Origin of the sequence: Roseburia sp. AF42-8 (assembly GCF_003435965.1) — a bacterium.
GTDB lineage: Bacteria > Bacillota > Clostridia > Lachnospirales > Lachnospiraceae > Roseburia_C > Roseburia_C amylophila.
On the sequence record NZ_QTVB01000030.1, the window covers coordinates 21,758 to 32,952 of the forward strand.

The 11,195-nt window shown below is 42.6% G+C and carries 8 protein-coding genes and 1 pseudogene; 7 read left to right on the forward strand and 2 right to left on the reverse strand.

Annotated features, from left to right (window positions below):
* The first annotated feature begins 110 nt into the window (after positions 1-110).
* Positions 111-2,576, forward strand: coding sequence for a cation-translocating P-type ATPase (locus DW059_RS11465; RefSeq protein WP_242986225.1), 2,466 nt, complete (start codon positions 111-113; stop codon positions 2,574-2,576).
* On the opposite strand, the gene DW059_RS11470 is transcribed toward DW059_RS11465, so the two are convergent.
* Positions 2,539-2,985 carry an Lrp/AsnC family transcriptional regulator gene (locus tag DW059_RS11470; protein WP_117698883.1) on the reverse strand — a complete coding sequence of 149 codons (447 nt, stop codon included), beginning with the start codon at positions 2,983-2,985 and terminating at the stop codon, positions 2,539-2,541. The two genes, DW059_RS11465 and DW059_RS11470, sit on opposite strands and share 38 nt — an antisense overlap.
* A 741-nt stretch (positions 2,986-3,726) precedes the next feature.
* Here DW059_RS11470 and DW059_RS11475 point away from each other — a divergent pair.
* From DW059_RS11475 to DW059_RS11495, 6 genes and pseudogenes are all read left to right on the forward strand, one after another.
* Positions 3,727-5,139 carry an aspartate ammonia-lyase gene (locus DW059_RS11475; protein ID WP_117698884.1) on the forward strand — a complete coding sequence of 471 codons (1,413 nt, stop codon included), beginning with the start codon at positions 3,727-3,729 and terminating at the stop codon, positions 5,137-5,139.
* Between the two features lie 267 nt (positions 5,140-5,406).
* Positions 5,407-6,147: pseudogene (locus tag DW059_RS11480) on the forward strand (DUF362 domain-containing protein); the annotation flags it as partial.
* A gap of 327 nt (positions 6,148-6,474) precedes the next feature.
* Entirely contained in the window at positions 6,475-6,636 is a 162-nt protein-coding gene (locus DW059_RS15945) for a hypothetical protein (protein WP_158552118.1), read from the forward strand.
* A 113-nt stretch (positions 6,637-6,749) separates the two neighbouring features.
* On the forward strand, positions 6,750-8,699 hold the full coding sequence (locus DW059_RS11485; protein ID WP_117698886.1) for a bifunctional metallophosphatase/5'-nucleotidase: 1,950 nt from the start codon (positions 6,750-6,752) through the stop codon (positions 8,697-8,699).
* Positions 8,700-8,760: 61 nt separating this feature from the next.
* Positions 8,761-9,699 (forward strand): phosphoribosylformylglycinamidine cyclo-ligase, encoded by a 939-nt coding sequence (gene purM / locus DW059_RS11490; RefSeq protein WP_117698887.1) that lies wholly within the window; start codon positions 8,761-8,763, stop codon positions 9,697-9,699.
* Between the two features lie 21 nt (positions 9,700-9,720).
* On the forward strand, positions 9,721-10,452 hold the full coding sequence (locus tag DW059_RS11495) for a hypothetical protein (RefSeq protein ID WP_117698888.1): 732 nt from the start codon (positions 9,721-9,723) through the stop codon (positions 10,450-10,452).
* Between the two features lie 30 nt (positions 10,453-10,482).
* On the opposite strand, the gene DW059_RS11500 is transcribed toward DW059_RS11495, so the two are convergent.
* The gene (locus DW059_RS11500) at positions 10,483-11,073 is read right to left on the reverse strand and encodes a hypothetical protein (RefSeq protein ID WP_117698889.1); all 591 of its coding nucleotides are present in this window, start codon (positions 11,071-11,073) and stop codon (positions 10,483-10,485) included.
* Between the last annotated feature and the right edge of the window lie 122 nt (positions 11,074-11,195).

Below are 11,195 nucleotides of genomic sequence, written 5' to 3' on the forward strand. Positions count from 1 at the left end.
GAAAGGTTTCTACATAGTTTATAATAATTTAAGAAAATATTTATACCATACCATAGGGGAAAGCTATATAATGAATTTCAAACAGAATGAAAAGGATGAAGAAACAGTTTATGAGTGAAAACAGAATGCCGGAAGAAAAACGTATCCTGCGGGGATTATCAAAGGAAGAAGTAGAAGAACGCTTTATAGAAGGATTTGTAAATAAAACAGACATCAGCACGGAGAAGAGTGCAAAGGAAATCGTAAAGTCCAATGTATTTACGTACTTTAACTTTATTTTCTTAGTCATTACGATTCTGCTTTGTGTGGTCGGTTCTTTCCGGAACCTGACTTTCCTGCCAATCATCATCGGAAATACGCTGATTGGAATTATTCAGGAATTGCGGGCGAAGAAAGTCTTAGATAAGATGAGCCTTCTGAATGCACCCCATGCCATTGTTATCCGGGATGGAGAGCAGAAGAAAATTTTATCGGAGCAGCTGGTGAAGGATGATGTCATTTTACTGACTGCAGGAACCCAGATTTGTGCAGACGCCGTTGTTCTGGAAGGCACGATTCAGGTAAATGAATCATTGCTGACCGGAGAAGCCGATGAAATTGAGAAAACACCGGGAAGCAGGCTGATGTCCGGAAGCTTTGTGGTATCCGGAGAATGTTATGCGAGACTGGAGAAGGTAGGAAAGCATTCTTACATTTCCAGGCTGACTGCAGAAGCAAAAGCGATGGGAAATGAAGAACAGTCCGAGATGATCCGCTCTATTAACCAGTTGGTAAAATGGATTGGTATTGTGATTATTCCGATTGGAATCATTTTATTCTGGCAGGGCTATATCGTAAATGGAGAGACTTTCCAGAAGAGCATCGTTTCCATGGTGGCAGCAATTATCGGAATGATACCGGAGGGATTATATCTTCTGACGACCATTGCCCTGGCACTTGGAACCATGCGTCTGGCAAAGCGGCATGTACTGCTCCATGACATGAAGAGTATCGAAGCACTGGCAAGAGTTGATGTGCTCTGTGTCGATAAAACCGGAACCATAACGGAAGCCGGTATGGAAGTGGCAAAAATTGTTCCGGCGAAGGATGCGGAAAATACATTTCTTCAGTCTCTGCTTCGGGATTATGCGTCAGCAGTGCCGGATAATAATGCTACTATGGAAGCAATTCGTGATTATCTGGAGCGGAAGGGCAAAGATAAGGATAGAGATAGAGATAGTGATACCGATAATGACAGCAATAAAGATAAAACAGCGGAAGTACAGACCTTTATGGCTGCCCGGCGGAAAGCACTGGAGGTTATGCCGTTTACTTCTGCAACAAAATACAGTGGCGTTGTATTTGAGGATGGAAAATATCTTCTGGGTGCGCCGGAATTTGTCATGGGAAATGCCTTTGAAGAAATTGCAGATGAGATTAGGGAATATACGAAAAAAGGTTATCGTGTACTTTTGCTGGCAAAATATCCGGGAAGTGATATCAAGGGAACCCTGACCGAAAAACCGGAGCCGCTGGGTTATGTGATTCTTTCCAATCCAATTCGTGAAAATGCGAAGAAGACCTTTGGTTATTTTAAGACTCAGGGCGTGGCAGTGAAAGTAATTTCCGGTGATAACCCGGAGACCGTATCCGAAGTGGCACGATGTGCCGGAATCGAGCATGCGGAGAAATATGTGGATGCAGGCACACTGGATACCGATGAGAAAATTTATGATGCGGCAGACCGCTATACCGTATTTGGACGGGTAACTCCGAAACAGAAGCAGAAGCTGGTACATGCATTGCAGGATGCGGGACATACCGTAGCAATGACCGGCGATGGAGTTAACGATATTCTGGCAATGAAGGATGCGGATTGCAGCGTGGCGATGGCGTCCGGAAGTGAAGCAGCAGCGCAGGCGGCACAGGTAGTTCTTTTAGATTCCGATTTTGCCCATATGCCGGATGTGGTATCAGAAGGACGGCAGGTAGTAAACAATGTGCAGCGTTCTGCCAGCCTGTTTCTGGTAAAAAATATATTCTCACTGTTAATGGCAATCTTTGCAGTGGTATCGACAATCACTTATCCGTTAGAGCCGGCACAGATTTCCCTCATCAGTATGTTTACCATTGGGGCACCGGGATTCTTACTGGCATTGGAGCCAAACCGCAACCGTATTGAAGGACGGTTTTTACGGAAAGTATTATTAAAAGCATTTCCGGCAGGACTGACCGATGTATTAATCGTTGGTTCGCTGGTAGTCTGCGGAGAAGTATTTTCTATACCTGCCTCCGATGTGGCAACTGCATCCACCATGCTTTTATGTGTTGTAGGATTTATGATTCTGATTAAAATCAGCCATCCGATGAATAAGTTTAAATATGGAATTTTAATTTTTAATATCGCCGGGCTGCTTTTCTGCGGCATCTGCTTAAACCAGTTATTTGCCATGAGCCAGATGTCTAAAATCAGTATTCTTCTGATGATTGTATTTGCTTTTGCTGCAGAGTCACTGCTCCGTTACCTGACAATCGGGGTGGAAGGAATTGCAAAATTCATCAGTTCACGGGCACATCACGGTGCTCCACAGAAGTAGAGAATACAATTAGTGTTTTGGTTCGTCCGAAATGCTGCAGTTCGTTGATGAAGTGGTCAAGCTGGATGGTAGTCTGATACATGACTTCCACCAGCATGGCATAATCACCGGTGACACAATTACATTCAATCACATTGGGAATTCTATCGATGAAAGGGTAGAATTCCTTTTTTTGTGCCGGTTCCACCTCGAGATTAATGAAAGCCTTAATGTGATAGCCAAAGAGCATGGGATTTACAGTGGCATGATAGCCGGTTAAAATCCCTCGTTTTTCCAACCGCTCAATCCGGGCAGAAACCGCCGGGGAAGATAAAAAGACTTCCTTTGCAATATCCTTGACCGGAGTGCGGGCATTTTCCTGTAAGATCCGGATGATGCTTTTGTCAATGTTGTCTAATTCTTTTTCCATAAAGGCTCCTTTCGTTTCCTGAAAAATACAGTTGATGTAAAAAATGAATTTATCTGCAAATATAATGCTGAAAAATGACAAATGAAATAGCATCTGAAATAGCAGGTAAAGTAATATATAAAATTTTATAGCCGGTGAATATCAAATGGCAGGCAGCTGCAGAAAATATCCTCCTGCCTCTGCGGGCAGATATATTTATGACACGGTTAGAGGCACTTGGAATTTTGTAGAAACATAGGCAACGCTGGTGCATGGACGCACCAGCGAGGCACAGATGAACATGGATGTGAATTTGTGCCGGTTGCCGGTTATTTTTCTATTCCTATCAAAATGCCTTAGTGCCCCTTGCCGTGGAATACATATCTGCGCAGAGGCAGGAGAATATTTTGCTGTATACACTGTCTGGATTTTACACATACAAGTATGTTGGCTTATTTTCAAGTATTATATCATACCTCTATTTTGTTGAAAAGACAGACACTTAAGAAAATAAAGAAAGCAACAAACAATATTAAAATAATTAATCAAAACTACACTAAAAACAAATATAAAGCACGTTTTGACTTAAAACTATTTACCTTCTGGTCAAAGAGTGCTAGTCTTTGACAGAACCAAAAAACAAAAAATAAAAATTGAAAACAAACCCTTGTGACAATGGCGTCAGGACAGGATAAGACTGTCTTGACGCTATTTGCGTTACTAAGTAGGGTTAGAAAAATAAGAAAGAAAGAGGGAAACATCATGACAGAAGAAATGCGTATGGAATCCGATTCAATTGGAACAATGGAAGTGCCAAAGGAGGCTTATTATGGCGTACAGGCTTTGCGGGCAAAACAGAATTTTCCGATTACAGGACAGAGTCTGCATCCTGTATTTATCCGCAACCTTGCAAAAGTAAAGAAGGCAGCGGCACAGAGTAATCGGAATGCGCTGGCTCTTCCGGCAGATAAGGCAGAAGCAATTATAAGAGCCTGTGATGAAGTGATTCGTGGATGTTTTGCCGATGAATTTATTGTAGATGCTATTCAGGGTGGCGCCGGAACCAGTGCCAATATGAACATGAACGAGGTGCTGGCAAACCGTGCCAATGAATGGATGGGAGGAAGAAAAGGTGATTACAGCCGGATTCATCCGAATGACCATGTGAATATGTCCCAGTCCACCAATGATGTGATTCCAACAGCCGGAAAACTTACGGTGCTGGAACTGTTAAAACCGTTGCTGGCAGAACTGGATGGACTGGAGAGGGAGCTTCGGATTAAAGCAGCAGAATTTGATGGAATCTTAAAAATGGGAAGAACGCAGCTTCAGGATGCAGTGCCGATGCGCCTCGGACAGACATTTCATGCCTATGCAACCATGGTAAAACGTGATTATGAGCGGCTGAAAGAAGTAAGATGTGAAATGTTTACTGTAAATCTGGGGGGAACCGCAATTGGAACTGCCATCAATGTTTCTCCGGCATATTTATCTAACGTGGTGCCGACACTGGCAAAGATAACCGGTTATCCACTGAAACAGGCAGAGGATTTATTTGATGCTACAGAGAATCTGGATGGATTCGTGATGGTATCCGGTGCACTGAAAGCATGCGCCGTAGACCTTTCAAAAATGTGTAATGATTTAAGACTGTTATCCTCCGGACCAAGAACCGGGTTTGGTGAAATTAACCTTCCGGCAAGACAGAATGGTTCTTCTATTATGCCGGGCAAAGTAAATCCGGTTATTCCGGAAGTGGTAAGCCAGGTAGCGTTCCATGTCATTGGAAATGACACAGCAATTACCATGGCGGCAGAGGCAGGACAGATGGAACTGAATGCTTTTGAGCCGGTGGTATTTTACAGCCTTTTTGATTCCATCGATACTTTAAAAGAAGCGGTTGAGACACTGACAAAGAATTGTATACATGGAATCACAGCCAATGAGGCACACTGCCGCAGTCTGGTAGACAAGAGTGTTGGGATTTCCACAGCACTTTGCCCGTATCTTGGATATAAGAAATCTGCCGACATCGCAAAGACAGCACTCCGGGAGAACAAGAGTGTAAGAGAAATCGTTCTGGAACGGAAACTGATGAGCGAAGCAGATTTAGAGCATGTGCTGAATCCGGAAATGATGACAGAAGTACATTTTGAACAGAGAAAAGCAATGTAGCCAATATAAAAATAACAGAAGCAGCGTCACGATTGAGGAAAAGCGAAAGTTTTATTCCACGAAACCGGATGCTGCTTTTTTTCTGGTGAAATATAGAAGAAAAAATTTCATGCCTGCATGCAGATTTAATGAGTGCTGCAATAATTTTAAGAACGCACAAAGATACAAAACAGTCTGCGTTTTATTGAAAAAAGCGGCGGATTATATTATGATATGAAGTATAAAAAGTGTGTAAATAGTAAGTAAAAACAAGTAGGAGGAAAACATATGGAAGCGTCCAAAGTATACTATACCAGTTTTAAAACCAGCGGCTCAGAAAATTTGTTGCAGAAGCTGCGTCGCCTTTGTATTACAGCTGGAATGAAAAATATTGATTTTGAAGATAAATATGCAGCAATTAAGATTCATTTCGGAGAGTTAGGAAATCTTGCATTTCTGCGTCCGAATTATGCCAAAGTAGTGGTGGATCTTGTAAAAGAATGTGGAGGAAAAGCATTTCTTACGGATTGCAATACCCTTTATGTAGGAAGCAGAAAGAATGCACTGGATCATATGGATACAGCATATGAAAACGGATTTACACCATTTTCCACTGGATGCCATGTGATTATCGCAGATGGGCTGAAAGGAACGGACGAAGCACTGGTTCCGGTAGACGGGGAATATGTGAAGGAAGCCAAAATCGGAAGAGCCGTGATGGATGCAGATGTATTTATTTCCCTGACACATTTTAAAGGACATGAGGGGGCCGGATTTGGCGGTGCTTTAAAAAATATCGGAATGGGCTGTGGTTCCCGTGCCGGAAAAATGGAAATGCATTGCTCTGGCAAACCGGCGGTAGACCAGAGCCTGTGTGTAGGCTGTGGAGCCTGTGTAAGAATCTGTGCCCATGATGCACCACATATCACAGATGGCAAGGCAGGTATTGATGAAAATAAATGTGTGGGCTGTGGCAGATGTATCGGCGTATGCCCAAAAGACGCAGTCAATCCAACCAACTGGGAATCCTGTGTAGAGCATGCAGAAAAAATCGGACTTGGAACCCGGAACTACGAGTTAGTCCGTATTTAAACGAATTTCGATACGGAAGAGATTTTATGTATTGTTTTCGTTTTCCGGATTTATCCAACGATTTCCAAAAGCAGAACACAGCTGCTTCTAATTCAGACATTTTTATTTTTCTTATAGCGTCCTGTCTTTCCAATGTTTGACAGTATACTTCCGGCGGTTCGTCTGCATACGGATACCATTTATGCAGTCTGTTAGGGACTCTTAGAATTTCGACAGCAACCGGCAACGCTGGCGCAGGGACGTGCCAGCGAGGCGCAACTGAACATGGATGTGAATTTGCGCCGGTTGCCGCAAAATATAGATTGTATATCGAAATTCTTAGAGTCCCTTGCAGACATAATGTTGGTATCCGTAGCAGACGGACAGTCGGAAGTATCCGGTCAAAGCAACCGGAAAGACAAAACGGCAGAAAGCAAAAATGTCTGAAAGAAGCAGGCGTATTCTGCTTAAAAGAAAATCTAATGGATAAAACCAGAAAACAAAATTACAATACCCTAAAAATTTCTTTCGCATCTAAAATAGAAAAAAAGGAGAACAATATGAGGGGACAAAAAATAAGAGCAAAGCTACAAGCACTATTACTGGCAGCATGCATGGGGGTATGCAGTCTGCAGGTAACAACAGCATCCGCAGCAGAAGAAAAGCCGAAGTCGGTGGATATCGTATTTACCCATGATACCCATTCCCATTTGAACAGCTTCCGTACGGTAGTAGATGGAGAAAATGTGGAAGCAGGCGGATTCGCACGAATCAAAACAGTCATTGATGAGAAGAAGGAAGAAAATCCGGATACGCTGGTGGTAGACGGTGGTGATTTTTCCATGGGAACACTGTTCCAGACAGTTTATGAAGAAGAGGCATCTGAGCTTCGGATGTTAGGCTATCTTGGCTATGATGCAACGACCTTTGGAAACCATGAATTTGATTATCGAAGCAAAGGCTTAGCGCAGATGCTTGATACAGCGGCAGCCAGCGGTGATGTAGTGCCGTCCCTGCTGGTCTGTAACGTTGACTGGTCAGAGATGAATGATGAGAGACAGCTTTTAAAAGATGCCTTTGATCATTATGGTGTAAAGGATTATGAAGTTATCGAGAAGGGCGGTGTAAAAATCGCATTGCTTGGAGTATTCGGCAAGGATTCCCTTTCCTGTGCACCAACCTGCGCGCTTGAGTTTAAAGATCCAATCGAGGCGGTGAAAGAGACTGTGGCAGCCATAAAGAAAAAAGAAGATGTGGATATGATTGTCTGCCTCTCCCACAGTGGAACCAGTGAAGATCCGAAGAAATCCGAGGATGAACTTCTTGCAAAGGCAGTGCCGGAGCTGGATGTTATCATCAGCGGACATACCCATACCACATTGGAAGAGCCGATTATACAGGGAAATACTGCAATTGTTTCTGCCGGAGAGTATGGAATCAATGTTGGAACCATGCATTTAGCACAGAATAAGGAAGGACGCTGGGAGGTAGAAGATTATAAGCTTATTCCAATCCGGCCGGATATAGAGGCAGATGAAGCAGCCCAGGAGAAGATAGATACTTTCGAAGCCAATATTGATGAAGTATATTTAAAACAGTTTGGATATACTGCATCGGAAGTATTATGTGAGAATGAATATGAATTTGCATCTGTAGATGATTTGTATGAGGAACATACGGAGCACAATCTGGGGGATCTCATGGCGGATGCTTATATTTATGGGGCAACCCATACGAAGGATTATGACGGCGAAGAAATTGATGTGGCAGTCGTTCCAAGCGGAACTGTCCGTGATACCTATGTGCCGGGGGATGTTACGGTAACAGATGTCTTTAACTCCTTTTCCCTTGGAATCGGGGCAGATGGCGTGCCGGGTTACCCGCTGATTAAGGTATACCTGACCGGAAAAGAATTAAAAACGGTAGCAGAGATTGATGCTTCCATTTCCGATTATATGACAACAGCAAGACTTTACTGCTCCGGACTGAATATGACCTATAATCCGAACCGTCTGATACTAAACCGGGTAACAGATGTATATCTGACGAAGGATGATAAGAGAGAAGAAATTGAAGATGACAAATTATACTGCGTCGTAGCTGACCTTTACAGCGGCCAGATGCTTAGTGCAGTAACGGATATGTCATATGGGCTACTTTCCATTGTGCCAAAGAATGCAGACGGAAGTAAAGTAGAAGATTTTGAAGACTGCATTATTTATGATGGTGACCAGGAATTAAAGGCATGGGTATCCATTGCCCGCTATATGGAATCCTTTGAAGAAGGAGAAAATGGTATTGCAGAGATGCCGGAATATTATAACGGACTTCATGACCGCAAGGTGGTAGATGATGATAAGAGCCTTGGCGCAAGACTGAAAAATCCGAATAAATATGCAGCAATGATTGTGGGAGTTGTTCTTGTGGTACTCCTTGTTCTGATTTTCATAATCGTATTGATTGTCAAAGTCATACGCCGCATCTGTAGAAGAAAATTGAAAAAAAGTTAACACATGAGTGGAAGTGTGGTATGCTATAGAACAGATGAAAAAAGTTTGGAGTAGTTAGAGAGTGCGAGATAAGTTTGACTTAAAAGAATTGACAAATGAAATACCTTTGGGAGAGTTCTTAAAATATGATGAGCCGATTCTGGTATCAAGAACTAATGCGGTAAGTGGAAAATTGCTGCTGGCTTCGGAAATGTCGAGATTTAACACGGTAGGTTATGATTGTGCAGCTGTCTGTATCAATGATATGTATGCCATGGGAGCAAAACCGCTTCTTTTTTATGACAATATTTCCTGTGCCCGTCCCAAGTTTGAATATATCCGGGACATGGAAGAGGGTATGGAAAATGGCTGCCGGCAGGGAAATGTGACTTATGCCGGAAGTGAAATTAAGGAGCTTTCCGATATTTTCTCTTATGACCAGTATGATCTGGTTGGCTTTATTGCCGGAGTTGTAGAGAAAAAGAAGAAAATAGGAATAGCACAGGTGAAAGCTGGAGATGTTATTATTGGACTTCCATCCAATGGACTTCATAATAACGGCTATGTGGCAGCCCGGAGAAAACTATATCTGACGAAGACTTCTATGGAAATCTATTATGAATCATTAGGTTCTACGTTAGGAGATTTGCTTCTGGCACCGACCCGTATGTACCGGGATGCCATGGAAGCATTGCTTCAGAGTGAGATAGAAATCAAATCCTGCGTACAGGTGGCTCATGGAGGTATTGATAAGGCAGTACATACTCTGATGCATAATGCTGCCGGTGCAGTGATAAAGCAGCGGGAAGAAGATATTCCACCACTTTACGATATGCTGCATAAAGATGGTAATATCAGCAAAGAGCAGATGAGAAATATTTTTAATATGGGAATCGGAATGCTGATACTGGTGGCAGAAGAAGATACAGACCGGGTGGTAGAACTGTTAGAAGCAGCGGGAGAAGAACCGGTGGAATTAGGTCTTGCAGAGACAGGCTCGGACATTGTACGATATATATAGCCAAGGTGAAGGGAGAATATCATGAGTACACAGGACAAACTGGAGAGGGTATTACGGGATATACATGTATTAATATCCAGAAGTGAACTTTATGACAATACCGGTGAGAAGATTATTGTTGAGAAGAAGAAAATGTTTGAATATCTCAATCATCTGAATGCCTGTATTTACGAGATGATGGATGAATATGAAGTGACGCAGCAGAGCAGGGACAAGGCAGAACGGGAGGCACGCAAAAAAGGCGATGCCATGATTTTTAAAGCAAGCCGGAATGCTGAAGATGTCTATGCAGCCGCTGTGTTGTATACCGATGATGCCCTTCAGCGGGTACAGCATATTATGCAGGATACAACAGATGCCCTTCAGGATATTCTGAAGAAAGCCCAGGATGATATGAAGACCCAGAAGGTGGTTATCCGGGAGAACCAGTCAGAGCTTAAGAGCCAGCTTCAGGATATGGTAGATACCGAAAAGTATCTGAAATTAATCGAAGAACGTAACCACGAACTGGAAAAGGAACGTGAAAAGGAGAAGAAAGAGCCGAGGGAAGAAAAGAAATCCTCATATCAGGCAATCAAGCCGGAAATCCGGATTAATCCGGAATACTTTAAGAAAGCAGGAATTCCTTTAGAGGATGAAGAACCGGAGGAAGATGCAGCTGAAGGAAAGAAGGAGATTCCGGAAGTTACGGTGGATCTGGATGCAGAGTACTTCAAGTGGAAAGCAAAAGAAAAAGATAACAAAAAGAAATAGAACTACGTAAACCAAATTGCAGGAAGGACTTTAGAGAAGTTCCTCCCTGCAATTTTTTAATTTGTCATATGTGGCAAGAATATCCACATTTCCTTTTTCCAATTGTTTTTTAATAATCTCAATATAGATGACGCCTTTGTTTATTAATTTTTCATCACCGCTGTTGATGCAGGATTCCAGATAAGCAAAGAGTGGATTCTGAGTTTCGCAGCTGGCGGCAAGCTCAGCGAGTACTTCTTTGCTGGTAGATAACTCTACCAGATTAATTGGCTCGGTCTGGATAATAAACCCGCCGGATAATTCTTCGGAGTAAAAAGTATCATCTTCTTTTGCCGTATGAATAAAAGGAAGCAGGCTGGATTTACGCAGGGTGCTGACCTGATGCAGATTGGCAAGTTCTCTTATCATGCGGTAGAGAATAAAACCGGCAGCAATTCCATAGAGAATAAGAAAATACATCTCACTGGTGAGCACCGCAAGCTTTCGGTAACCGATAATGCCAATGACAATCAGGGCAAGCAGGCAGGCACAGGGGCGGAACCACAGGCTGCTGATTAATGCTTTCCGGAAGGAGGATAAATCTTTTTCCTTTAAAGGAATAAAGGTATAATGCTTCTTCATAAACAATCCTTTCAAAAATAATCAATCATAAAACAGATATTTTCACAACAAAATGCTATGAAAGATACGAATTTAATATAGTATAACACAATTTTAAATGTTTTTTTAAGAAAAGTACGCTT

Coding starts and splice junctions, on each gene's coding strand:
- DW059_RS11465 (WP_242986225.1), top strand. CDS start 111: ATGAGTGAAAACAGAATGCCGGAAGAAAAACGTATCCTGCGGGGATTA.
- DW059_RS11470 (WP_117698883.1), bottom strand. CDS start 2,985: ATGGAAAAAGAATTAGACAACATTGACAAAAGCATCATCCGGATCTTA.
- DW059_RS11475 (WP_117698884.1), top strand. CDS start 3,727: ATGACAGAAGAAATGCGTATGGAATCCGATTCAATTGGAACAATGGAA.
- DW059_RS15945 (WP_158552118.1), top strand. CDS start 6,475: ATGGATGTGAATTTGCGCCGGTTGCCGCAAAATATAGATTGTATATCG.
- DW059_RS11485 (WP_117698886.1), top strand. CDS start 6,750: ATGAGGGGACAAAAAATAAGAGCAAAGCTACAAGCACTATTACTGGCA.
- DW059_RS11495 (WP_117698888.1), top strand. CDS start 9,721: ATGAGTACACAGGACAAACTGGAGAGGGTATTACGGGATATACATGTA.
- DW059_RS11500 (WP_117698889.1), bottom strand. CDS start 11,073: ATGAAGAAGCATTATACCTTTATTCCTTTAAAGGAAAAAGATTTATCC.